This is a genomic window from Microvirga yunnanensis (assembly GCF_025460875.1).
Map to the genome: position 1 here is coordinate 18129 of NZ_JAMXFI010000048.1, position 25104 is coordinate 43232.

A 25104-nucleotide genomic window follows, 5' to 3' on the forward strand; every position below is an offset into this window, starting at 1 on the left:
GGCGAAGGAACACCTTCCATGAACATTCAAATCCAACCGAATCTGACTGCCGCCAGACGACACCTCCCATTCGAATGCATCGCGCTCGTGTTGCAAGGTGGCGGTGCGCTTGGGGCCTACCAAGCTGGAGTCTACGAGGCTCTTGCGGAGGCCGGCATTCATCCGGACTGGGTCGCCGGCGTCTCAATTGGAGCCATCAACTCAGCCATCATCGCGGGGAACGAGCCGGCCGAGCGGGTCGCCAAGCTGCGCACCTTCTGGCGGGAAATCTCGGCCAATCCGCTGCTCGACTGGTCCACGGCCCTCCATACCATCACTCCCAAAGGGGACTTCGTGCGTGCTTTCTTCAATCAGGTGAGCGCGACCTGCGCCCTCGTTGGTGGGGCCACGAACTTTTTCACGCCGCGGCTGCCGGTTCCCTGGCTGCACCCGGATGGTGCCCGCGAGGCAACGAGCTTCTACGAGACCAAACACCTGAAAAGCACCTTGGAGAGGGTTGTTGACTTCGACCGGATCAATGCCAGCGAGATGCGATTCAGTGTCGGCGCCGTTAACGTGCGCACTGGAAATTTCGTCTATTTCGATAACACCACGCATACGATCCGCCCTGAGCACGTGATGGCAAGCGGATCGCTGCCGCCCGGCTTCCCGGCGGTGGAGATTCAAGGCGAATACTACTGGGACGGCGGCCTCATCTCGAACACGCCGCTAGATTGGGTGGTTGATGCGGGTCCGCGGCAGGACACGCTTGCATTCCAGGTCGACCTGTGGAGCGCCCACGGTGATCTACCCCGTAACCTGGCCGAGGTCGCGACACGGCACAAGGAAATCCAGTATTCCAGCCGGACGCGAGCCAGCACCGACCAGTTCAAGCGCGTGCAGCGCCTACGCAATGCGCTTGCCAGCCTTCTCTCGAACCTGCCGGACGATCTGCGAACCACCGAGGAGGCAATGCTCCTCAGCTCGGAGGCAGATCGTAAAGCGTACAACATCATCCAGATGATTTATCGGTCGAAACACTACGAAAGCCACTCAAAGGATTACGAGTTTTCCCGGCTGTCTATGGAGGAGCACTGGCGGGCCTGCTACCACGATGCAGTGCGTACGTTGCGCCATCCTGAGGTATTGCAGCGGCCTGACAATCAGGACGGAGTCCACACATTCGACTTCCTTAAGGATGGGCGAGAATAGGCTGGAGCGGGCTTACAGCCCCAGCAACGGCTCAATCAAACACAGGAGAATTTCAGGTATGCACGAAGACACCGTCCGGACCAGAGCATTCGCAATGCCTCTGAACAGTCCAGCCTACCCGATCGGACCTTATCGCTTTCGCAACCGCGAGTATCTGATCATCACCTATCGGACCGACCCGAAGAAGCTCAGGGAACTCGTCCCCGAACCGCTCCAGGTCGACGAGCCGCTGGTGAAGTTCGAGTTCATCCGCATGCCGGACTCGAACGGGTTCGGCGACTACACCGAGAGCGGACAAGTCATCCCCGTCTCGTTTCGCGGCCGCAAGGGGAGCTACACCCACTGCATGTTCCTCAATGATCATTCTCCCATCGCTGGAGGGCGTGAGCTGTGGGGCTTTCCCAAGAAGCTTGCGAACCCCACCCTGCGTACGGAGGTCGATACCCTGGTTGGCACCCTCGATTATGGACCGGTTCGCGTCGCGACCGCCACGATGGGCTACAAGCATCGGGCTACCGATGTCGGAAGTGTCATGGCCTCACTTCGCGAGCCCAACTTTCTGCTCAAGATCATCCCGCATGTCGACGGCAGTACGCGCATCTGTGAGCTCGTCGAGTTTTACCTGGAGGACGTCGATTTGAAAGAGGCCTGGACCGGTCCGGCATCCCTGAATCTGTGGTCGCACGCCTTGGCGCCGGTCGCGGAACTGCCGATCGTGGAGGTGGTCTCGGCGACCCACATTGTCGCCGACCTGACGCTCGGGCTTGGTAAGGTCGCGCATGACTACCTGGCGCCATCCGAGCCGACCCGCTTTCCAGTGAAACGGTATGAACCTGCCTAATGAGGTCTGACCTGTTGGCGACCGCTGGCCAGGAGTGCGCCGCTGAACTGACTGACCTGATCGGGCTCGCTTGCCTCTTTTCGATCACTGTCAACGGCTTCGTCGTGCCGGAGGGTGCTTGAGCACCTACGACGAACTTAGCAGAAGATCTGCGCTCACGACGAGCGTCTTCAACCAAACCATTGGACCCAACAACAAGGAGGCTTCGATGACTCTTCGCTCCAAATCCGCCGTTGTGACCGGCTCGACCAGTGGGATCGGGCTGGCCATTGCCCGGGCGTTCGCAGAGGAAGGCGCCAATGTGGTCATCAACGGCTTCGGCGATGCGGGCGAAATCGAGAAGAAGCGCGCCGGCATTGAGAGCGAGTTCGGCGTCAAGGCGATCTATTCGGCGGCCGACATGTCGAAGCCGCAGGAGATCGAGGAGATGATCCGGCTCGCCGAGCGGACCTTCGGGGGCGTCGATATCCTGGTCAACAATGCGGGTATCCAGTTCGTCTCGCCGGTAGAGGATTTCCCAGTCGAGAAATGGGACCAGATCATCGCCATCAACCTGTCGTCGGCCTTCCATGCGGCCCGCGCGGCCGTGCCAGGCATGAAGGCGCGCAAGTGGGGCCGCATCATCAACACGGCCTCGGCCCATTCCCTGGTCGCCTCCCCGTTCAAGTCGGCCTATGTGGCGGCCAAGCACGGCGCCGTTGGCCTGACTAAGACGGTGGCTCTCGAAGTCGCAACTCATGGGATCACTGTCAACTGCATCAGCCCCGGCTATGTCTGGACGCCTCTGGTGGAACGGCAGATCCCCGACACCATGAAGGCGCGTGGGCTGACCAAGGAGCAGGTGATCAACGATGTTCTGCTTGAGGCCCAGCCCACCAAGCAGTTCGTGACCGTTGATCAGGTGGCGGCCCTTGCCGTCTTCCTGTGCTCGGACGCGGCAAGCCAGATCACCGGCACTAATCTGTCCATGGATGGCGGCTGGACGGCGGCGTGACGGATCGAGCGAATCGAAAGGAATTTTCTGTCCGAGGCCACAACCCGCAACACTGAGGAATCATGATCCAGGCCTGAATGGGAACCCTCCGCCGGCGAACCTTAACGTATCTTTGGTTTTCCGGATGGATCACGTGCCTCGGTGTCTCTGTCCTTTGGCATCATAGCTGAGCCGGGCGCACGATCTCCAGGAACTTGATCACGGCTGGATCGTCAGCGTCCCGGCGGAACACGACATCGGTTCCCATCTGCATCGTACTGCCGTTGATGGGCCGGTAGACCACGTGCTCGCCGATGCTGATCGAGCTGACCGACGAGGGAACGATGGCTACTCCCAATCCGGCTCCGACAAGGCTCACGAGAGAGAATCCGCTGTGCGCTTCATGTGCGACCCGCGGCATGAACCCAAGGATCAGCTGGATCAACGAGCGGTCTTGTTCAATGTCCGATCCGACGTAGACAATGAACGGTTCATTCGCGAGTGCCTCTCGCGGGATCCGGCTCCGGCGTGCAAGCGGATGGTCAGTCGGAAGAGCGAGCCTCAGCGGCCATTCCGCCAAGCGAATTGAATCCAGCTCTTGCGGCAGCTTCCAGGCAGGATTACCGACAAAGCTGGCGACGAACCCAATATGGAGGCGGCCTTCCAGCAGGTGTGCAACCTGAGTGCTCGGATGGAGTTCATGGAGACCGAGCTCTACATCAGGAACCCGCCGCCTATACTCCCGCAGGGTCCCGGATAGAACCCCGGAATAAGACGTGTCTGCGGAGTAGCCAATTTCAATGCGACCGATCTCGCCGCGTCCGGCCCGGCGGGCCACGACGGCGGCATGCTGCGCTTGCTCAAGGGTGCGGCGGGCCTCCTTAAGGAACAGGCGGCCGGCCTCTGTCAGAGTCACCACCCGGTTGGTTCGGCTGAGGAGCCGAACCCCCAGGGTGTCCTCAAGGGCCTTGATCTGGATGCTTAGGGCCGGCTGCGCGATGTGGCACCGCTCGGCCGCCCGCCCAAAGTGCAGCTCCTCGGCGGTTGTGACGAAGTATCGGAGCTGACGGAGATCCATTGATAAGTTTTTCCAATCATAAGGAGAAAAACAATATATTGGATCTGGGTTATGTCGGCAACTTATCCCTAGCTACGTCTTCGCACAAAATAGATTGCAGAATTGATTGATGCCTATGAACTCCAGCACCCGCGCCGTCGACAACAGGCCCGCCGGACTACCGGCCCAAGAGAGCTTGAGCGACCCAAGCGTTATTGACCTCGCGCAGCTCTTTGCCGCTGATCCGGGCTTCACCTCGACTGCGGCAACGGAAACGAAGATCGCCCATATCACCGGCAACAAGGCTGTCCTGCCTTCTCATGGCTGTCCGTTCGACCTGCTCCCGAAGCACGGCGATTTGCTTGAGAAAAGCGAGGCTCGTTTCCGTACCCTTGCCAACATGATCCCAACCATCGTCTGGACCGCGGCTCCCGACGGCACGATTACCTTCGTCAACGATCAGTGGTTCAGCTTCTGCGGCATCACGCCCGAACAGAATGCCCGCTGCTGGCCCGCGTTGGTGCTTCATCCCGATGATCAGGCCCGCTGCCTGGAGGCGTGGAGCACCGCACGGCAGAGCGGACGGGCGTTAGAGATCGAGACCCGCATCCGTCGCAATGACGGGGAGTACCGCTGGTTCCTGACCCGGGCCATTCCGCTTCGGAATGCCGAAGGAGCCATTACGGCTTGGTCTGGGACAACCACCAACATCCATGACCGCAAGCTCGCCGAAGAGGCCCTGCGTGCCAGCGAGGCGCGTTTCCGCACCATTGTCGAGACCGCCAATGAGGGGATCTGGCTGATCGGCGCCGATGCCCGCACGCAGTTTGTGAATGCCCGCATGGCGGCCATGCTGGGCTGTACTCCGGACGAGATGATCGGGCGCTCAGCGCTGGAGTTCACCTTCCCCGAAGACGAGCCGAACCACCGCGAGCGGGTCGGCCGCAATCTTGCAGGCGAGTTCGAGCAGTTCGAGATCCGCTTTCGGCGTAAGGACGGTGCGGCCATTCCCGTCCTGGCCGCCACCAGCGCCCTGCGTGACGAACTGGGTCAGGTCTCGGGTGCATTGGGTATGTTCTCTGACATGAGCGAGAAGAAGCGTCTGGAGGAGCAGCAGGCTCTGCTCATGCGCGAGCTCCACCACCGGGTGAAAAACACCCTGAGCACGGTGCAGGCCCTGGTGAACTCCACGGCCCGCAACGCGCCCTCGGCTCAGACGTTCCGGGATTCCCTGACCCAGAGGATCATGTCCCTCGCAAAGACCCACACGCTCCTGTTCAACAACGAAATGGCAGGCGTGCGGCTACGGGATATCCTGCGCAGTGAGCTCGAGCCTTATGACGATCAGACCGGCACACGCGTCATCCTGACCGGGCCGGACCTGGATGTGCCTGCTCATCTGACACTGGCTGTCGGGATGGCGGTGCATGAGCTGACGACAAACGCGGCCAAGTATGGAGCACTGTCCAGTCCACAGGGACGCGTTCAGGTCACATGGAGCTTGCCTGCCGCGGACGTCGGGGAGAGCAAGATCCGCTTCGAATGGGTGGAGCACGGCGGGCCACCCGTGGCCGTGCCGGACCGCAAGGGCTTCGGAACAACGCTGCTGGAGCGCGTGCTCAGCCGTCAACTCGGCGGTGAGGTTGAGGTGGCCTTCGCACCGGAAGGTTTGCGCGTTCGGGTGGAGGCTGCCCTAGTGGGTGTGGCGCAGTGATGATGGCCTGCACTGGGTGAGCCACGACCCCTGGCCTTGTCGCCTTGGGACGACCGCTCCAGCAGGCACGCGAATACCGGCTCCAACCTCAGTTCATTGATATATTTTGCCAATCGTAAAGCAAAAAACAATATATTGGACCGGGCCATGTAACAAGCCTATCCCATCCTCATGGGCAATGGTTTCCGAGGACATCAGGGAAAGAGCACGCCATGGCATGCAGTCGTCAATGGCATAAATCAGTCTGTTGCATGGCAATGGTTGCCGTGACAGGCCTGGCCGGCTGCCAGCAGCAGACCAGCCGACCGGAGAATTCTCCGATTGTGGTTCAGATCGAGACGGCCAGGCTGACCGACTATGCCCCGATGGTGCGGCTGACCGGCGAAGTCCGTGCACAGGTCGAGAGCGACCTGTCGTTTCGGGCGGGCGGTCGCATCACCGAGCGCCTGGTCAACGTCGGCGATCACGTGACCGCCGACCAGGTGCTGGCCCGGCTTGATCCGCAGCAGCAACAGGCGACGCTGACCGCCGCCGAGGCCGCCGTCCAGTCTGCCGAGGCCGTTCTCCGCGAAGCGATCTCCACCTACCAGCGCCAGAAGGCGCTGCTCGCCCAGGGCTTCACAACCAAGCGGGAGCACGATCAGGCACAAGAAGCGTCCCGTACGGCGCAGGCCGCCCTCGACACCGCACGGGCCCAACTCGGCACCGCCCGCGACCACCTGTCCGATACGGTGCTGCGGGCCGGCGTTTCCGGGGTCATCACGGCCCGCAAGGCCGAGACCGGGCAGGTCGTGCAGGTGGCCCAGACCATCTTCTCGATCGCCCAGGACGGGCCGCGCGATGCGGTCTTCAACGTCTATGAATCGATCTTCACCCGCGAACTCGCCGATCCCGCCATCGCGCTGACGCTGGTGTCCGATCCGGCCGTGAAGGCCAAGGGCAGCGTGCGTGAGATCTCCCCGACCGTAGACAGGGCCACCGGGACCGTCAGGGCCAAGGTTGCCATCGCGCATCCGCCGGCAGCGATGACACTCGGCGCCGCTGTCGTCGGCGAGGGCCGGTTCCAGACCCGCAAGCTCGTCGTGATCCCGTGGAGCGCCCTTTCGAGCGGGAACGGTCGACCGGCCGTGTGGACCGTCGATCCCCGGAGCAAGACCGTGTCGCTGAGGCCAATCACCGTTGAAGGCTACGAGACCGGAAAGGTGGTCGTGCGTGGGGGACTCCAACCCGGAGAGATCATCGTGACCGGTGGAGCGCAGTTCCTGCGTCCCAACCAGGTTGTTGCATTCCCCGAAGGAGCGGCCTCATGAACCCGATTCTGACATCCGTGGCAGCCCTGAGTGTGATCGGCCTGCTCGCCGCCTGCCAGGAGGAGCACCATGCCGAGGCGCCGGCACCCCGACCCGTTCTCACCGTCGTTGTTGCCCCGCAGGCCGTGCGGACCGTGGGCTTCGCTGGAACCGTCGAGCCCCGGTACAAGTCCGACCTGGGGTTTCGGGTGCTCGGACGCATCATCAGCCGAGATGTCAATGTGGGCGACGTGGTCAAGAAGGGGCAGCGCCTGGCCACGATCGACCCCCTCGCCTACCAGCTGGCGGTGAGATCGGCGCAGGCTGACCACTCCAGCGCGACCGCCCGTCTTGAGAATGCCGCCGCGACGGAGACCCGTCAGCGCATGCTGTTGCAGCAGAACATTGCCAACCAGGCCCAGTATGATGCCGCCAGGCAGGCCCGCGAATCTGCGGAGGCTGGCGTCACGAGCGCCAGGGCAAACCTCGACAAGGCCGAGGAGCAGCTCAGCTACACCGAGCTTCGCGCCGACTTCGCTGGTGTGGTCACCGCCACATCGGCGGAACTCGGGCAGGTGGTCCAGCCGGGACAAACGGTCGTCTCGGTGGCTCGCCCGGACATCCGGGAGGCGGTCGTCGATCTGCCCGAGAGCATCGGGCGGGATCTCAGGCCGGAGGCCCGCTTCGATGTCGCTCTGCAGCTGGATCCCTCGGTGCGGGCGGCCGGGTCGGTGCGAGAGATCGCGCCACAGGCGGATCCCGCCACCCGAACGCGGCGGGTGAGGATCACCCTCGATAAACCACCCGAGAGCTTCCGTCTCGGAACAACGATCACCGCCTCGGTCACGGCAGAGGCGGTCGCGGGGGTCGAGTTGCCTGTCTCGGCCCTGCTGGAGCGGGACGGCAAGACGATGGTCTGGGTCGTCGATCCGGTCACTGGGGCCGTGTCGACGCGGGACGTGACGATCGTCGCCCGAGACGGATCCTCCGTCCGGGTTCTGAACGGGCTCACCCGCGGTACGCGCGTGGTCACTGCTGGCGTGAACAGCCTGACCCCCAACCAAACAGTCAAGATCGCAGACGAGGCCTCGCAATGAACCGCCGCTTCAACCTGTCCGACTGGGCGCTCGAGCACCGCTCCCTCGTCTGGTACTTCATGATCATTTCCGCCGTTGCTGGCCTCCTTGCCTACGTCAACCTGGGGCGCGAGGAGGACCCGTCGTTCACCATCAAGACCATGGTGATCGCTGCCCAATGGCCCGGCGCTACGATCGAGGATACGGCCCGCCAGGTCACCGAACGGATCGAGAAGAAGCTCGAAGAACTCGACTCGCTCGACTACACCCGCAGCCAGACCACGCCGGGCCAGAGTGTGATCTATGTCAACTTGAAGGACACGGTCAAAAGCCGCGACGTGCCGGGCGTATGGGTGAGAGTGCGAAACATGGTCAACGACATCAAACGGGAGCTTCCCCAAGGTGTCGTGGGCCCTGTCTTCAACGATGACTTTGGCGACGTGTACGGCAACGTCTATGCCTTCACCGCGGACGGGCTGACGCAGCGCCAGTTGCGCGACTATGTCGAGGACGTGCGGACCAAGGTTCTCACGGTGCCGAACGTGGGCAAGGTCAACCTGATCGGCGCCCAGGACGAGGTGATCTTCCTGGAGTTCTCGACGCGCGAGATGGCAGCCCTCGGCATCAGTCAGCAGGACGTCGTGCAGACGCTCCAGGCCCAGAACGCGATCACCCCTTCCGGCGTCATCCAGGCTGGTGCTGAGCGCATCAGCGTCCGGGTGACCGGGCAGTTCACCTCGGAGGAGAGCCTGCGCAACCTCAACCTGCGCATCAACGACCGCTTCTTCCGCCTCAGCGATGTTGCCGCCATCAGCCGCGGCTACCTCGACCCGCCGCAGGCGCTGTTCCGGTTCAACGGCCAGACCGCCATTGGCCTGGCCATCGGCATGAAGACCGGCGCCAACCTGCTGCAGTTCGGCGAGGCGCTGCACGAACACATGGCCAAGATCACCGACGAACTGCCCATCGGTGTCGGGGTCCATCTCGTGGCCGATCAGCCCGTCGTGGTCGAGGAGGCGGTCGGCGGCTTCACCAAGGCCCTGTTCGAGGCCGTGGTGATCGTGCTGGTGGTCAGCTTCGTGAGCCTCGGTGTGCGGGCTGGGTTGGTGGTCGCGCTGTCGATCCCGCTCGTGCTGGCCATGACCTTCGTGGTCATGCAGTATACCGGCATCTCCTTGCAGCGCATCTCGCTTGGCGCCCTCATCATCGCGCTCGGCCTTCTCGTTGACGATGCGATGATCGCCGTCGAGATGATGGTGGCGCGGTTGGAGGCCGGCGACACGCTGCGCAAGGCGGCCACTGCCGTCTACACGTCGACTGCGTTCCCGATGCTCACCGGCACACTCGTCACCGTCGCAAGCTTCATCCCGGTCGGCCTCAACACCAGCAACGCGGGCGAGTACACCTTCACCCTGTTCGTGGTGATCGCGGCCTCGCTGTTGCTGTCGTGGATCGTCGCGGTGCTGTTCACGCCCCTGCTCGGCGTGACGCTGCTGCCGAAGACGATGAAGAAGCATCACGACGAACCGGGCCGCCTCGAAAAGATGTTCTCGCACATCCTCGACGGTGCCATGCGCTGGCGCTGGCTGACCATTGGTGTGACGATAGTGATGTTCGGTGTCTCGCTTTACGGCATGAGGTTCGTCGAGCAGCAGTTCTTCCCGTCCTCGGACCGCAACGAGCTCCTGGTCGACTTCAACCTGCCGCAGAACGCGTCGATCACCGACACGAAGGCGCAGATGGACCGCTTCGAGGCCAAGCTCGCGGGCGATCCCGACATCGAACACTGGTCGTCCTATGTCGGCCAGAGCGCGGTGCGGTTCATTCTCTCCTTCGACCCGCGGCCGTCGAATGCATTTTACGGCCAGATGGTCATCGTGACTAAGAGCATCGAGGCCCGTGAGCGCCTCAGGGCCAAGATCAAGACCTGGGCCCGGGAGGAGTTTGCCGGCCTCGACGTGTACGTGGACCTGCTGGCAATGGGGCCGCCGGCCGGGCGCCCAGTGCAGTACCGGCTCAGCGGGCCGGACGTCCAGAAGGTGCGGGACCTGGCCCAGCAGCTCGCGGCTGTCATCGGCGAGCACCCCCAGGTCACCAACATCGGCTTCAACTGGAACGAGCCCGCCCGGGTGGTGAAGGTCGACGTGCTCCAGGACAAGGCCCGCCAGCTCGGCGTGACCTCGCAGGACATCGCCGGCTCCCTGAATGGCGTTGTGGGCGGCACGAGCATCACCCAGGTGCGCGATTCGATCTACCTGGTCGACGTGGTGGCCCGGGCCCGCGCCGCCGAGCGGCGGTCCATCGAGACGCTCCAGAACCTGCAGCTGCCGGGCAAGAACGGCCAGTCGGTGCCGCTGGCGGCGGTCGCGACCTTCCATTACGAGCTCGAGCAGCCGGTGATCTGGCGCCGCAGCCGCCTGTCGACGATCACGATCCGGGGCAGCATCGTCGATGCCACCCAGCCGGCGACGGTCGTCCTGCAGCTCGAGCCCAAGGTGCAGGAGTTCATCCGCACGCTCCCGGCCGGTTACCAGGTGGCGGTGGGCGGCCCGGTGGAGGAGAGCGCCAAGTCTCAGGGGCCGATCATGGCGGTGGTCCCGCTCATGCTGTTCATCATGGCGACGATCCTGATGGTTCAGCTCCAGAGCTTCTCGCGGCTGTTCCTGGTGGTGGCGGTGGCCCCACTCGGGCTGATCGGCGTGGTGGCGGCGATGCTGCCGAGCGGGGCTCCCATGGGCTTCGTGGCCATCCTCGGCGTGCTGGCGTTGGTCGGCATCCTGATCCGCAACTCGGTGATCCTGATCGTGCAGATCGACGACCACCTGCGGGAGGGCTGGGATCCCTGGGAGGCCGTGGTCGACGCCACCATGCACCGGACGCGGCCCATCCTGCTGACGGCGGCAGCGGCGAGCCTGGCGCTGATCCCGATCGCATCCGAAGTGTTCTGGGGACCGATGGCCTTCGCCATGATGGGGGGCATCATCGTGGGCACGCTGCTGACGCTCCTGTTCCTGCCGGCGCTGTACGTGGCCTGGTTCCGCATCAAGGCGCCCTCCGGACCCCATACGACGCTGACAGCCCCTGAGGCGGCGCATGAATCAGAGAAGACGCATGCGCCGGCATAGACCGCGCTAACCCGATTGGCAGGCGTTCCGGACTGCGGCCCTGTCCCGCGCACCCGGCCCATGCGAACGCCTCCCCGCCCCGGCGGCCGCAAGCCGCCGGGGCCACCCTCCACTGCATGCCAAAGAGGAGCAAAGCCCCGTGCCCAACGACAATCCGCCTCACAGCGATAAACGCCCGCATGATCTCAGGAGCACGCTCACGAAGCGTCAGATCCTGGACGGCGCGCGTCAGGTCTTTCTCCTGAACGGCTATGCGGGCACCAGCATCGACCAGATCATTAATCAATCGGGCGTCTCGAAAGGATCGATCTATCACCACTTCGACAGCAAGGACGCCCTGTTCAGAGCGCTGATCGCAGCGGAAGCGGAGAGGATTGCACGGGCATTGCCGTCCGTCGACCAGGACGACCCTGACCCGTGCTCCGCCCTGCGTCAGATCGGGCTGGCCGTTCTCGAAACCCTGAACAATCCGGCCACCATCGCCACCCTGCGCCTGATCATCGGAGCCCTCGGCCGGTTTCCCGGGCTCGGAGAAGAGTTCCTTCGGAACAGCCTGGGCCAGACTGCGGAGCAGATCGCAGCTTATCTCGATCTCCGAGCGTCTGCCGGCAGCCTTCGGATCCGCAGCAGCCGTGCCGCGGCAGAGGAGTTCGCAAGGCAGTTCATGGCGCACGTGATGGAGCGCGTTCTGGTGCCCCACAAACCTTGCCTGACAGAAGCGGAATGCACGGCCGTGGTCGAGGACATTCTCCGAAACTCGGACATCCGGCGGGATACCGGCCGCACGGCGGGAGAGCAGGCCTCATGAGCCGTTATGACTGAGACGCATGATGTCCAGGTGGTTTCCGCTCATCATCACCGTGTCAATCTCTTATGGCACGCTCTACGTCGCGTTCTTCCGCTAGCCAACGCCGAGGTCCAGGCTGAGGGGACAAGTGTTAGAAGCCCGTACACAACCTCCGTAGCGAGACCATGACGCTGGAAGCCCTTGCCCGGTCCGCTCCGTTGGAGCAACAATCCCCCTGTCAAAAACCCGAGATCCGCATGCGACAGCGTATCTCCCCACGCTATTTCTCTCTCAGCACGCTTCTGGCGATCAGTTTCGGGGGCTTGATGCTCCTCGCCGTCGGCTCCGTTCTCGTGGTAAGCCTCGGGGGCGCGGGGCGAAACACGGGCGAGCTGCTGGCCGATAAGGCCGACCTGATCCTGTCCTCCATCGAGCAGCGCGTCCGGCAACATCTTGGCCACGTCGTGGCCCAAGCCGAGTATCTGAAGACCTCGATTGATCGGCGGCAGCTCGACATCAATGATGCCAGAGCGCTCGAAACCGCCCTCAGATCCGCCCTTGCCGCAACACCGCAGGTAACCGGCATCGGCTTCATTCGCGCCAACCTGGAGGTCGTGCGGGTGGAGCGACGAGATGGCAGTCTCATCATCGAGGACTGGTCCGGCCAGCCCGAGATCATCAAGCTCTTCGCGGATGTGCGCGCCGGCAAGGATGCCGGATGGAGGGACCCCGTCTGGAGCCATCCGTTTCAGCAGACAATCATCCCGTTTATCGTCCCCGTGCATCGTGACGGAGACCTCATCGGACTCCTGGTCCCGGCCATTGAGGTCACCGAGCTCTCCCGATACGTCGCCGAGATCTCCTCGCCCGTGCAGAGAGCGTTCATCCTCCACGGCGAGGACGCGGTGCTGGCTCACCCTGCCCTGGCCAGCAGATCCCCACCAGGAGCACGCGAGCGCCCATTGCCGCTCCTCAGCGAGGTCGACGACGCGGTTCTGCAAGCGATATGGTCGGCTGAGCGACAACCGCTGAATCTGCCTCTGAGGTCGACGGACCAGGGGCATATCGTTCCATTCTCAGGCGATTACTTCATCTACATGTACCGACGGATCGCAGGGTTCGGTGACAAGCCCTGGATCATTGGCGCCGCTTTGCCCGGTTCAGACGCCGGGCAGGAGGCGGAGCGACTGCAGACGATGGTGCTGACCGGCTTAGGGCTCCTGCTCGTCTCCGTGCTCAGCGCGATCGCGGTCGGTCGGCGCCTCGCCCATCCGATCCGTGATTTCGTTCGTGTGACAGAAGCTGTCCGGATGCTCGAATTCGACCGAGCCCCCGTTCTCTCACGCAGCCGGATCCTGGAACTCGACACAGCGAGCCAGGCGCTGAACGCCATGGTTGCAGCTCTTCGCTGGTTTGAACTGTACCTGCCCAAACACCTCGTTCATCGCCTTATCGCGCAGGGGCAGGACGATCTCGCCAACGCCTATGAGCGTGATGTTACCGTCATGTTCACGGATCTGAGCGGCTTCACACGAATCGCATCGCGGCTGTCCCCTTCCGAAACGGCAAAGTTCCTGAACTCGCACTTTGCTCTGGTTGGGGCCTGTGTCGAGGCCGAGGGAGGCACGATCGACAAGTACATCGGCGACAGCCTCATGGCGTTTTGGGGGGCACCGGAGGAGCAACCCGACCACGTGGAACGGGCCTGCCGGGCCGCACGGGCGATCGCCTCCAAGGTTCACGCCGACAACCGAGCCCGATTGGCCAGCGGCCTTGCCCCTGTCCGGGTGAGGATTGGCATCAGCACGGGCCCTGCTCTCGTGGGCAACATCGGGGCTCCTAGCCGGATCAATTACACGCTCGTCGGAGATGCCGTTAACATCGCACAACGCCTGGAGCAGGTTGGGAAGGACGTCCAAGACGACAGCGACGTGATCACATTGATCACTGAAGGGGTCTGTTCCGGCTTGCTTGAGCCCGGACAGGCCGTGTTCTGGGCCCGACGAGAGGTCCGGGAGAGAGATGGCACGATGGGAATCTATCGGCTCACTTAAGCATCGCTTTGGCCCCATCGGACCCGCAAACAACTGAGCCCTGGGTCGGCTTGCCCTGCACTCGGGCTCTGACGTCTGGATCGCAACAGCTAAATTCAGCTAATGATATATTTCCCCAATCATAAAATCAAAAACAATATATTGGACCAGAAATTTGCCCACGTCTATTCCTCTCCATAACGTTGCACAGGATGGATTGATGTCCATGACCACGAGAGAGGCAGATGGCCATGGACCTTAACCCGCAATGGATCACCCTCATTTCGGCTTCGACGGCGATGATCGCGTCGATCGCCGGACCATTCGTCAACACGCGGATCGCCAAGTTCGAGTTCAAGGCCAACGTGCTGTCGGTTAATCGCCAGAAGTGGATCGATACGATGCGCGACCTTGTGGCGAGCCTCAACTCGCAGCTTCTGATCGCGGCCGCATTCCGCCAGACCCTGGAGGAGCCGACGGGCCTCATCATCGCAAAGGATCCCGAGCTATCCAGGCGTGTGGAGAACTTGTTGCGGACTGTTTCCAAGATCGAGCTCATGCTCAACCCGCTGGAGCAGGACCATCAGCAGCTCAATCTCCTGATGAAGGAAGCGATCGACCAGCTTCGCTCTCCTTTGCTGGAGAATGGCGTTGAGGACCGTATCGAGGCCATCAGCCGCGATATCACCCAAGTCATGCAAGGAATCCTCAAGCACGAATGGATACGTGTGAAGCGCGGCGAGTAATCGTAGGATCGCGGATTGCTTCCACCGCGTATCTGGTCAGCGGCATGGGAGCACGGAGCATGCTAACGACGCGGCATTGGATTGTTCATCATGGCTCGGTCCCCGAATGACCGGGAGGAGCACAGGTAGGATTTCCGGAATGCAATTATTCATGAGGCGGCACTGCGAGGACCTTAGTCTATCCATCCGCCCTCCCGAGACGCGCTGGCGCGTTGCGCTTCTCGTCTGCTCGATGATCGCCTCACTGGTTGTAGGGCCTCCTGTCTTTGCCGACGAGTTCGATCCTCTTGCCGTCTATGAGGAGGCAAGGCCTTTGAATGATCAATGGCAGGCTTGTGCCGCCTCGTTCGTAAGGGAAAGGATCCATTCGCGGCAGGATTCAGAGATTCTCGCAAAAGAGGCTTTCGAGCGATGTAAAGCACGCGAGGATGGGCTGAGCAGCTTCCTGGTTGCACGAGTTGGGAAGACAGGCGCAGGCAACGTGATGGCACTCTTGCTCGAGAAATACCAATCGGGTCTGAACGCTGCCATCGTAGAACTGCGGACACGCCACTAATTAGAGCATCGAACACAATACTGGGTTTCATTTTCAAGCCTAAGCCGATTCCCTGAACCTATCGACGCAGTGCATGGCGAGAGAGAGCGCTCAGCGGAGACTAAAAAGGCTAGCGGCACTTCCTACGGTTACCGCCGCCACGGCCCCAAATTGGCCGCTGACGCCGGTTCTGCTCTGCGAAATTGTCTGCCCGGCCACGAGCCGCTCGCCGAGCAATCGGACGACCTCGGGACTTTCCGCGAACTTGCTATGGTTGAGAGGATCGCCGCTCTTGAGGGCCGTCAGATCAAGGACTGTCACACCGGCTTTCTCCAGTTCAGACCGATAGGGCTCGGCCGCCGGGTTGATCTGGCCGAGCCGATCGACATCGCCGCCAATAAGGCGCGACACGCCAAGGGCCTGATCGTCTTGAGACAGGAAAAGCGTGAGCTTCGGGCGAGACGGACCCAGTTCCTGCGACTGACGGCGAAATACATCGATGTCGAGATCCGGTGCGGCGAGAATGACGTTCCTGATCTTTGGCGCGACACGGCCGTCACGGATCGCCATCTGGCGCAGGGCCTCGATCACCAGCCAGCTTCCCATTGAGTGAGCCATGATCGTGACGTCACCGACCGACGGATCCTGAGCGGCACGTCGCAGAACCTCTTCGAGCTGCGTCCGGGAGTAGTTTGTGCTTTCCCGGTCATAGGCGTATTCAAGGACATTGGCCCGGGAGGGCCAAGTGAACAGGATCGGCGCGACGTCAGCATGGGAATCGTGCACGATCTGAGCGAAGCGATACACAGCGTCTTCATAGCGGTTGTTGAATCCATGCACGAAGACCAGGACGCGACGGCTGCGCGGGAGATGCTGCTTCAACCATCCACGAACCTCGCCGAGGTCGGACAAGGTCCTGACCTTTGTCGTCGTGAACTCATTCGAAGGATCCGGGGGCAGGCGCTTCGGCCATTGCACCTGTCCGACCTGCCGGTTTGCCGCCCGAGGAATCGAGAGCGTGATCTCGGTCGTGTACAATCCCTGACCACGCTCTCCGGAGAACAGGACCGCTGGATCCGACGCTGGCGCCCGCGTGGTCGCGACAAGAAGATTGACTTGGGAGGCACCTGGAACGGCTGCCGGAACCGGCGCTAGAACCCCTTTGGGCGAGCTTGCGCATCCAATCACACCCATGCAAAGGGGAATGATGGCGGCAATGCGCAGGGTTTGCTGCAGGACGCCCGGCGTCGGGGGCACCCCTGATGCTTTGACCATTGGTGTCATTATTTGCTGTTTCAAGTGATCAGGTTACGCGGGCGTGTCTTAGTTCAGGCACGAGGTTAATCCACTCGCCAGGTCCGACTGCACTGATCCTCCGATAGGAAGCGATAGCAGGGACTTTCCAGCAGCGTCGGCAACAACCAAGCTCCAGCCGATCAAGTCATGCTCCAGCGCTGGATCCTCCTGCAGCAGCTCTTCGATCGCTCTGCGAGCTTCAGCATGCGCCATCGCCAGGTCCGTGACCTCAATCCCGGTTGGATCGGCCAAGAACTTCTGGTCATTTACAAGATGAAAATAGCAGCGCATGAGTTCGTCTCGGCCATCAAGATCGGCGAGACGGGCTCCGTGTCCCTGAAGAAGCAAAGTCGCTTGGTTTTGAGACTGAGGCCCAACACGAAAAAACGAGCATTCGGCCCGGAACATCCATGCTGAGAACAGCGCCCGGCGAAGCGACGGGCGCTGTTCTTGCTCCACGTCGATCGTTCAGTAGGTGCTGAACTTGTAATTAAGGCCGGCGCGGATCACGCCGAACTCGGTCTCGTCACTGCCTGCGTTAACGGGAAGGTCATCGTCATCCTGGTCGAGGTTGACGTACAGACCTTCGACCTTGGCAGTCAGGTTGTTGGTGAAGGCGTACTCGACACCCGCACCGAGAGTCCAGCCGACACTCGTGTCATCCGAACTGCTGAAGCCATTGCTGATCTTGGCGTAAGCCAGACCACCGGTGGCGTAGATCAGAGCGCGATCGAAGGCATAACCCGCGCGGGCACGCACGGTGCCGAACCAGTTGTCATCATCGTCGTCGCTTTTGAGGATGGGGATGTTATTATCCCCACCGATGTCGGCATACTGGATGTCCGTCTCGATACCGAGCACGAAGGAGCCAATCTGGTGTTGTAGCCGATCTGGCCACCACCGACGAAGCCACCCTCGTCGTCAACTTGGTACGTCGTTCCGTTGATCACCACATCATCGTTGTTCGTATTCCAACCATAGCCGGCGTTCACACCAACATAGAAGCCAGTCCAGGTGAAGACCGAAACAGCAGCAACAGTCGGAGCCGGAGGAGCCATGCGGGCCGGCAGGTCGGCCGCGTGAGCCGCCGTTCCGAGGGTGCCCGCAACAGCCAGGGCGGCGAGGTGAGCGTTGAGTGCCCTTCTCATTTTTTATCCTTTCAGCGAGATGGACTGACATCGGGAGGTGCGGGATGCGCTGGGCATCGACCTCGTCCGGATGCCGCACAAACTTGACTGCGGACGCCACCAAGGTCCAATATATTGTCTTTCATCTGATGATTGGAAAAACTTATCATAACCTTGGGCGCGGGGCACATCGAGGGAATTATCGAAGGCTGCGCTACAGCAACCGCGACCTCGTCGGCTGCCGGCTTTTGACGAGGGCCTGCATCGTCATGAGTCCGCCGCTGCTGCTGGGATCACGACACATCGCTGCCTTGGCTGTCGTCGTGATTATGCTCGTGACTTTACCTCTTCACCAGTGGAAGGACCGCTGGCGCCTTCCAGCACTTCCGACTTGAATGCATAGCGGTCAAGCGCCGCCCGTAGGGCTGTTGCTCCGGCATCGGTCTGGACCCGGGTCACGGCCCCTCCCCGCACATCGCGAGCGTGCTCAATGCTGACAATGGTTGCGCCGGTTTTCCGCGCCTCGGCGCGGACGACGGCCCCCATCTCAAGCCGTTGCAGCGCTGGCTTGAAGATCTTGCCGACACCCGTCATCGGCAGCGTCGGCACGATGTGCACCTGCTTTGGGACCGCAGCGCGCTCGGGAATGCTCGCGGCCGCAAAATCGAGGAGCTCTTGGGCCGTGACGATCGCGCCGGGCTGCGTCTGGACATAGGCCACCGGCACCTCGCCCGCGTGGGCATCGGGGCTTCCGATTGCAGCAGCCAACGCCACAGCTGGATGCCTGAGCAGGGCGTCCTCGATCAGCTTCGGATCGATATTGTGCCCGCCTCTGATGATGAGTTCCTTGCGCCGGCCTGAGAGCCAGAAGCGTCCCTCTTCATCCTCTCGACTAAGGTCGCCGGTATTGAGCCAAGGCTCCCCTTCGATGTCGATCCACACGTCGTCATTGTGCCGGGTATCCAAATAGCCGGAGAAAACGTTCGGGCCTCTGATCGCAAGCGTTCCGGTCTCGTGCACTTCGGCCATGCGCAGAAATCGTCCCGCGTCATCGAGGATGACAGTCCGCATCTGTTGATATGGAATGCGCATTCCAATCGATCCGGGGCGCCGCTCGCCCTCCGGCAAATTGACGGATGAGACACAGGTGCCTTCGGTCAGCCCATAGCCCTCCAGGATTTTGATCCCGGTCTTGGCTTCGAAGCTCTCGATCAGCTTGGCTGGCATCGGTGCTGCGCCACAGAGCGCCAATTCGAGGCACGAGACGTCGTTGTCCCTGATCGGCAGATCGAGCAACGATGCATATATCGTCGGCACTCCAGAGAACATTGAGACGCGGAAGTGTGAAACGATTTCCCAGAACCGGGCCATGACCCCCTTGCCCCGATAACCCTCGGGCGTGCCTAGCACGACGTGATCGCCCTGCATCCACGGCAACAGTCCGGTGACGATCTGGGCGTTGGAATGGAACAGTGGCAACCCACAAAAAAAGGTGCGCGGCGCGGCCCGAGGACCAAGGATCTGAGCCGTGGCCCAGGCATCAAAGACTTCGTTGCCGTGCGTGCGGACCGCAATCTTAGGCAGACCTGTCGTGCCACCGGTGCAGACGTATGACGACGTCGAGGATGGCGCGATCAGCTGCGGTGCGATGAGGCGATCCGACGGCTGTTCCTGCAGAACCCGGCGGAAATCAACGATTTCAAAGTCAAAATCAGCTAGGCCCGACTCCTCGTCTCGGGACGCAGCCACCGCACCACGTGTGTATGTCGACAGGTCGATCCAAGCCACGACCCGGAGGTCAGGCAACGTCAGCACATGCGGCGCGAGCTTCGTCCATAGATCGGTACCGGGTGCAGGCCCCAAGGTCACCAGAACCCGCACGCGTGCAGCACGCAGGAGTCCCGCAATCTGGCTCGGCTCCAGTAGATGATTGATGGCGAACACGACCCCGGCCGCTTCGCCACCCCAGATTGTGAAGTGGGTTTCCGGCAGGTTTGGTAGGACGAAGGCGACCGGATGGTCCGCACTGACACCAAATGCGTGAAACGCATTCGCAGCCCGGGTCACGTCGGCCAGCAGTTCGGCATAGGACCACGTGAATACCTGATCGTAGGTGTCGGATGTGAGAAAGAAGGACAGCGCCTTGGCGTCGGGCGTGCGTTTGGCGGCGACGGCAAGCGCCTCATAAGTTGTCGAGGGCAAGCCGCGACCTGCGAGCGGCAGAGCCTCAATAGCTTCGATGTCGGCAATGCTTCGGATCGGCATCGGTCACTTTACCTGTGGGACAATGAAGAAACAGCGGACGAGATCGCGGCGGCTGACACCATCAACGCTGCCATCTACGGCTGGGTCTGGATACGCTGTCCTTCAAGGCAAGCATCCGTTTGAAACGTGCCCTGTCGTTGACCGCGATCTTGAGTAGGCTCCACAGACGCCGTGGGGTTAGCCGGGCATCGATGAAGTCATCCGGCAGATCAGGGCCCCACTGGTAGAGCCCCTCTCGATCCATCCGGTGGTATCCAGGCGGCTGGTCGGCATCGAACAGGTCGCCATCCGCGTAATGCTCGTGCTTCTGGCCCCATGGGTCGCGCCAATAGTCGAAGATCTGGCTCCCGAGAAGATGGCGGCCGACACCCCAGGCATGCCGATAGCGGCTCGCCATCATCACCTGCTGGCCCATCTCCACCGCATCAAGATCGATGACCTCGAAAGCCACGTGATCGACCTTCGACTCCAGGCCCATGGACACAAACAGGGTGTGATGGTCCGTGGGTTCGGCGCCGCGGTCCAAGCGCATGAAGGAGCCGATCGGCGTGCCGTCGGGCAGGCACATCACATCGGATGGGATGAAGCCGAATGTGTCTATGTACCAGCGCGCGCTTTGATCGAAGTCTGGCGTTTCCAAGACGAGGTGCCCGAGCTTGGTGACCTGCGGCGGCTCGAATTTCGGGCGCTGGGTGTCGTTGACGCGAATGATATGACTTGGGGCATTGTGCTGGATGGGCGGCCGGACCGGCAAAGGCAGACTCGGCGTCATCCCATGCAGAACGTCCACTGCAACGCCCTGGGGATCACGAAGGCGCACGACACACCCGTCGCCTGGTCCGTCGGCCCGCTCCACGCGGCTGCCGAAAGCTCTGGCCAGCGTTTCGAGATCCTCCGCCTCCGGAACTGAAAGGCCGAGACCGAGAAAGCGGGCCCGAGGCCCGCGTGTCACCCGGTAGATATAAGGCCGCGGCCCGGCGCCCCGCATGAACAGCTCGTTGACCCTCCTCTCAGCGCGGACCAGCCCAAAATCGCACAGATAGGCCTCGGCCTTCTTGAGGTCGGGACGTTCAAAATGGGCAAACAGAAGTTCGTGTGCTTTCACCAGCGGAGAAGGGCTACGCGGCAACTCGACGCTGCCAGGGCCATGCGTGGCGGCGGTTTGGAGCGACATCGGCAATTCCTTCCGGGCTAGGCTGCAATGCGGGGAGCAGCCTCGGGGCTGCTCGCGGCGAACATGTTGAGGACGGTCACATCTCGGCCCTGCGGATCGATCCGCGCGGCGATGAAGCGGTCGGGTCGGACGAGAACCGCGCGGACGGCATGACGCTTCACCCAGGCCGCAAAGGCAGGGTCGTCGCATTGCAGCGCCATTGCCGAGATGCCCTCGTCGTTGCCATTGAGGCAGACGAAGCCCGTGCCAAGGGCTTTCAGGATGGCGAGATCGCGCGGGGACAACATTGTCGTTGGGTCGATCCCGATCCCGAGGGCCAGCCATTGATGGCAGGCCTGAAACGTGTCCAGCGGCGCCGTCCCCTGCGGTGATCGCACATGGGGTTGCGGAATCATCTGGCCGATCAACGGATCCCGGCCTCCGGCGGTCAGCGTGCTGCGGCCGATAGCAGGGGGCGGCAGCACACCGCCACGACGGATGAAGGCGCGAAAACGGCGCGACATGTTGAGACAGGCGAAGATGCAGTCCCGCGCCAAAGCGACACCACGGTTTGTCGGCATGATGACAAAGCCGAGACGCCGGGAGACGTTGACCAATCTGCGCACCACGGGAGCTCGTTCGGCCTCGTAGGTGTCGAGGAGAGCGGCCGGTGCGAGCCCCTTGATGACATAGGCTATCTTCCAGGCGAGATTGACCGCATCCTTCAATCCGCTGTTCATGCCCTGGCCCGCGAAGGGCGGCATCAGATGAGCGGCGTCGCCGGCGAGGAACCCGCGACCATTGCGCCAGCGATCCGCGACGCGGGCGTGAAATGTGTAGACCGCCTTCCGCTCGATTCGGATTGAACCGCCTCCGAAATTGTCGGCGATGAGCGAATGAATCCTGTCCTCCGCCAACAACTCGTCCTGGCGCTCGCCAGGAAGACGCATGAATTCCCAGCGGACGCGATCCCCAACAGCCGGCATTTCGACACGTGGGCGCCGCGGGTCACAGTGGAAGCTGACCTGCCTGACATCGTGGCCATTGACGATCGCATCCACAACGAGCCATTGCTGTGCGAAGGTCGACCCGACGAGCGTAGAGCTAAGCATGTCGCGAACCCGACTGGTGCCGCCGTCGCACGCGACGATGAACTTCGCCTGAAGGGTGCGTACCCCCTCAGGCGTTGACACTGTCAGGACCGCATGATCGCTACATTGCTGCAGGCCGGTCACCATGTGTCCGAACAACGTTCTGACGTTGGAAAACCGCGACACCCCGTGGAGCAGGACGTTCTCAAACTGTGGCTGGTAGAAGGTGCCTAGAGGAGAGTGTCCGTAGGGCCCGCAGGCGGGAAAATCCATTTCCATCAAGGTGCGGCCGCGGGCATTGACGTGACGCACGCGCGGACCTTGGACCAGTTCAGGTGCGATCTCGCCAAGAGGACCGACCATTCCGAACAACCGCAACGTCTCGGCATCATAGGCAATGGCCCGCGGCATGCCTCGAACACCCTCGCTGCCTTCGAGAACGGCAACCTCCACGCCGGAAAGGCCAAGCAGGTTTGCCATCATCAGCCCGACGGGGCCTGCTCCGATGACGGCTATATCGAGCTCGGCCAAAGAAGTCGGTTGGCCGATAGGTTTCGTTGTCATCTGTGTTTCCTCCCGTTGGCGTGTTCGTCGCCAACAGATTCTTGAACGTTAGAGTCATAACGACTAAATAGTCAATACGGGTTCAAAGCCTAGGGCAATGCGTGTCGCAGTCGGTCGGTCGCGAGCATGAGCGATCGGCGGCGTGGGTTTCGAGCAGGCAGTCAAGGGAGGAAAAGATGGCAACCAATCTCGTGCGCTTCGAGAAGCAGGGCAAACCGTGGTGGGGAGTGGCGTCAGAAGGGTGGATCACACCGCTCTCCGACGATTATCTGACCACCGCGGCCTTGATCGAACGAGGGGAAGCTGATTGGCGCCAGGCGCGCGGGCGGACGCCGAGTGTTGGGATTGAGGACGTCGAGATCCTGTCGCCGATCACCACCCCATGCCGGATCTACTGCCAGGGCGCGAATTACCGACAACATATGATTGAATCCGGAATGAATCCGGATGCCAAGCTGTTCAACATGTTCTTCACGAAGTCCGACGCTTCGATCGGTTCGGCACGTGTGGCGGTCGCGCGACCGCCTCATGTGAAGCTGCTGGACTACGAGGTCGAACTTGCCCTGGTTTTTCGCCGGCCGATTTGCTCCGCCGTGACTGTCACCCCTGACATGCTGGCCGACTACGTCTTCGCTGTTACGATCGCGAATGATCTCAGCGCACGCGATATCCAATTGCCACAGACACAATTCTTCAAGGGAAAGAGCTATCGCGGCTTTTGTCCGATTGGCCCCTGGCTTACCGTTCTGGACCGGGAAGAGTTCGCCAAGATCGACGATCTGGAACTCCAGCTCTCAGTGAACGGAACGGTGCGGCAACACGACAACACCTCCGCTCTCGTGTTCAAGCCTGCCGAGACGATTTCCGAATTGTCTACTTTCGCCAACATCGCTCCCGGGGATGTCCTCCTGACGGGTACGCCGAGCGGCTGTGCACTTCGCGTCCCGCCGCCGCCCTTACGCCGCGTGATGCAACTGCTTCCCGAGCGCCGGTTCTGGAAGCTGTTTCTCAAGTCGCAGGGGCGTCGGCCCAACTATCTGAAACCCGGTGACCGGATCAATGCACGGATTTGGAGCCGCGACGGTGCACTCGATCTCGGCGAACAGATTACTGAGATCGTGGGCTGAGAGCATTGGGGTTCCGCCAGAGCGCCGGGCCCAAAAGCGCCGTCCGCTGTTGGGTTTGATGCTTTCTCCGTTGAGAATTGCATCGTTTGGAGCAACCCGAAGGCCCCACGATTCGCGAGACTCAGACAGTGCTGTCACGCATGCGCTTTGGCTGTGACTTTGAACGCCGCGGTACAGCCTGGGCTCCATCTTTTTGAAGGGGCGGCAAACGCGTGAGAATGGCGCCCGCTCGCCGAGCATCAAGGCCGATTGCCCGCAGGATCGCGCTGATAGCTGGGTTGCGATCCTGGGATGACAGCCTGCCCGAGCCAAGGGCACGCATCAACTGGAGAATAATCCCGACCACGATCTCTAGATTGAGTTGGGGAGAAACTTCGCCTTGTGGCAAGCCCTTTGAGAGCTGCTGGAGGTCCTCGAGGAGATGGCGGCGGACGATCTCCCCTCCCATGGGAGCTGTCATCAAGAACCGTGAGGCAAACCTCGCCCATGGAGCATCGTCGAGAGCCTTGTCGATGAAGGCGCTGCATCCGAATGCGATACGGAGCGCAGGCTCGTTGAGCGAGAGCCTGATCGGTTGTAGTAGTTCGTCTAAAGACCTGACCAATTCCTCCGCGACGGCTGCGTTTAGTGCGTCGAGTCCCGTGAAATGGACATAGAAAGTGCCCTTCGCGACCCCCGCCTCCCGGACCAGATCGTCGACGGTGACGGAATCTACTGCCTGCTTCGCATAAAGCGAAGTGGCAGCGGCGACGAGTTGAGCACGAGTACGAGCGCGCTTTTCACGCCCGATTTCGGCCCGGCGAATCGGATCGACTTTTGCCATCGCTAACCAGCTATCAAACTTAAGTTTTATATAGGTCATATTGACGAAAAAGTCCATATTGACCGTGCCGGTCGCCGAGCATGGGAAGCTGCCTGAGCCATAGCGCCGCCGCAAATACATCCGCGCGAACCCTGTCATGTAAATCAGCGAGCGGGGTGCCTGGAGATTGCACTCTCGTAGGGGACAACCTAGGGGTTTCTTGGGTCATCTAGGGAAATTGTGATCGCCTCAGGGAGGTCTGCTGTCCCCTTCCACAGCCGACATTCGATCTACTTCGCAAATGTGCCATTA

General features: G+C 61.7%; 21 protein-coding genes. 13 read left to right on the forward strand and 8 right to left on the reverse strand.

Going from position 1 to position 25104, the window contains the following annotated elements:
* Positions 1-18 precede the first annotated feature (18 nt).
* The 3 genes from NF876_RS22220 (at position 19) to NF876_RS22230 (ending at position 3026) form a co-directional block, all read left to right on the forward strand.
* Positions 19-1191 carry a patatin-like phospholipase family protein gene (locus NF876_RS22220; RefSeq protein ID WP_262266108.1) on the forward strand — a complete coding sequence of 391 codons (1173 nt, stop codon included), beginning with the start codon at positions 19-21 and terminating at the stop codon, positions 1189-1191.
* Positions 1192-1249: 58 nt separating this feature from the next.
* Positions 1250-2032 carry an acetoacetate decarboxylase gene (locus NF876_RS22225; RefSeq protein WP_262266109.1) on the forward strand — a complete coding sequence of 261 codons (783 nt, stop codon included), beginning with the start codon at positions 1250-1252 and terminating at the stop codon, positions 2030-2032.
* Between the two features lie 208 nt (positions 2033-2240).
* Positions 2241-3026 carry a 3-hydroxybutyrate dehydrogenase gene (locus NF876_RS22230; RefSeq protein WP_262266110.1) on the forward strand — a complete coding sequence of 262 codons (786 nt, stop codon included), beginning with the start codon at positions 2241-2243 and terminating at the stop codon, positions 3024-3026.
* A 160-nt stretch (positions 3027-3186) separates the two neighbouring features.
* On the opposite strand, the gene NF876_RS22235 is transcribed toward NF876_RS22230, so the two are convergent.
* On the reverse strand, positions 3187-4083 hold the full coding sequence (locus tag NF876_RS22235) for a LysR substrate-binding domain-containing protein (RefSeq protein WP_262266111.1): 897 nt from the start codon (positions 4081-4083) through the stop codon (positions 3187-3189).
* A gap of 109 nt (positions 4084-4192) precedes the next feature.
* Here NF876_RS22235 and NF876_RS22240 point away from each other — a divergent pair, with 109 nt between their 5' ends.
* The 8 genes from NF876_RS22240 to NF876_RS22275 all read left to right on the forward strand — a co-directional run bounded on the left by NF876_RS22240 (position 4193) and on the right by NF876_RS22275 (position 15388).
* Entirely contained in the window at positions 4193-5776 is a 1584-nt protein-coding gene (locus NF876_RS22240) for a PAS domain-containing HWE histidine kinase family protein (protein ID WP_262270793.1), read from the forward strand.
* A gap of 251 nt (positions 5777-6027) precedes the next feature.
* Complete coding sequence (locus tag NF876_RS22245) at positions 6028-7086, forward strand: efflux RND transporter periplasmic adaptor subunit (protein ID WP_262266113.1); 1059 nt, start codon at positions 6028-6030, stop codon at positions 7084-7086.
* Entirely contained in the window at positions 7083-8162 is a 1080-nt protein-coding gene (locus NF876_RS22250; protein ID WP_262266114.1) for an efflux RND transporter periplasmic adaptor subunit, read from the forward strand. Before NF876_RS22245 ends, NF876_RS22250 begins: the two co-directional genes overlap by 4 nt.
* On the forward strand, positions 8159-11266 hold the full coding sequence (locus NF876_RS22255) for an efflux RND transporter permease subunit (RefSeq protein ID WP_262266115.1): 3108 nt from the start codon (positions 8159-8161) through the stop codon (positions 11264-11266). Before NF876_RS22250 ends, NF876_RS22255 begins: the two co-directional genes overlap by 4 nt.
* Positions 11267-11405: 139 nt before the next feature.
* Positions 11406-12074, forward strand: a complete 669-nt coding sequence (locus NF876_RS22260) for a TetR/AcrR family transcriptional regulator (RefSeq protein WP_262266116.1) — start codon at positions 11406-11408, stop codon at positions 12072-12074.
* 236 nt (positions 12075-12310) lie between these two features.
* Positions 12311-14107, forward strand: a complete 1797-nt coding sequence (locus NF876_RS22265) for an adenylate/guanylate cyclase domain-containing protein (protein ID WP_262266117.1) — start codon at positions 12311-12313, stop codon at positions 14105-14107.
* A gap of 224 nt (positions 14108-14331) precedes the next feature.
* Positions 14332-14832, forward strand: a complete 501-nt coding sequence (locus NF876_RS22270; RefSeq protein WP_262266118.1) for a hypothetical protein — start codon at positions 14332-14334, stop codon at positions 14830-14832.
* Between the two features lie 139 nt (positions 14833-14971).
* Positions 14972-15388, forward strand: a complete 417-nt coding sequence (locus NF876_RS22275) for a hypothetical protein (RefSeq protein ID WP_262266119.1) — start codon at positions 14972-14974, stop codon at positions 15386-15388.
* 90 nt (positions 15389-15478) lie between these two features.
* On the opposite strand, the gene NF876_RS22280 is transcribed toward NF876_RS22275, so the two are convergent.
* On the reverse strand, positions 15479-16642 hold the full coding sequence (locus tag NF876_RS22280; protein ID WP_373371181.1) for an alpha/beta hydrolase: 1164 nt from the start codon (positions 16640-16642) through the stop codon (positions 15479-15481).
* 48 nt (positions 16643-16690) lie between these two features.
* Positions 16691-16915, reverse strand: coding sequence for a DUF6894 family protein (locus NF876_RS43515; RefSeq protein ID WP_373696704.1), 225 nt, complete (start codon positions 16913-16915; stop codon positions 16691-16693).
* Between NF876_RS43515 and NF876_RS22285 the strand changes: the two genes are divergently transcribed.
* Positions 16811-17080 carry a hypothetical protein gene (locus NF876_RS22285; RefSeq protein WP_262270794.1) on the forward strand — a complete coding sequence of 90 codons (270 nt, stop codon included), beginning with the start codon at positions 16811-16813 and terminating at the stop codon, positions 17078-17080. The genes NF876_RS43515 and NF876_RS22285 overlap by 105 nt on opposite strands.
* Before the next feature lie 51 nt (positions 17081-17131).
* Here NF876_RS22285 and NF876_RS43195 read toward each other — a convergent pair whose 3' ends face one another.
* The 4 genes from NF876_RS43195 to NF876_RS22305 all read right to left on the reverse strand — a co-directional run bounded on the left by NF876_RS43195 (position 17132) and on the right by NF876_RS22305 (position 22863).
* Complete coding sequence (locus NF876_RS43195; RefSeq protein ID WP_315974901.1) at positions 17132-17524, reverse strand: outer membrane protein; 393 nt, start codon at positions 17522-17524, stop codon at positions 17132-17134.
* 593 nt (positions 17525-18117) lie between these two features.
* Positions 18118-20055 carry an acyl-CoA synthetase gene (locus NF876_RS22295; RefSeq protein ID WP_262266121.1) on the reverse strand — a complete coding sequence of 646 codons (1938 nt, stop codon included), beginning with the start codon at positions 20053-20055 and terminating at the stop codon, positions 18118-18120.
* Positions 20056-20116: 61 nt separating this feature from the next.
* Positions 20117-21229, reverse strand: a complete 1113-nt coding sequence (locus tag NF876_RS22300) for a VOC family protein (RefSeq protein WP_262266122.1) — start codon at positions 21227-21229, stop codon at positions 20117-20119.
* A gap of 17 nt (positions 21230-21246) precedes the next feature.
* On the reverse strand, positions 21247-22863 hold the full coding sequence (locus tag NF876_RS22305; protein ID WP_262266123.1) for a bifunctional 3-(3-hydroxy-phenyl)propionate/3-hydroxycinnamic acid hydroxylase: 1617 nt from the start codon (positions 22861-22863) through the stop codon (positions 21247-21249).
* Between the two features lie 176 nt (positions 22864-23039).
* Here NF876_RS22305 and NF876_RS22310 point away from each other — a divergent pair, with 176 nt between their 5' ends.
* Entirely contained in the window at positions 23040-23990 is a 951-nt protein-coding gene (locus NF876_RS22310; RefSeq protein WP_262266124.1) for a fumarylacetoacetate hydrolase family protein, read from the forward strand.
* A gap of 121 nt (positions 23991-24111) precedes the next feature.
* Here NF876_RS22310 and NF876_RS22315 read toward each other — a convergent pair whose 3' ends face one another.
* Positions 24112-24951, reverse strand: a complete 840-nt coding sequence (locus NF876_RS22315) for a TetR/AcrR family transcriptional regulator (protein ID WP_262266125.1) — start codon at positions 24949-24951, stop codon at positions 24112-24114.
* Positions 24952-25104: the final 153 nt, after the last annotated feature.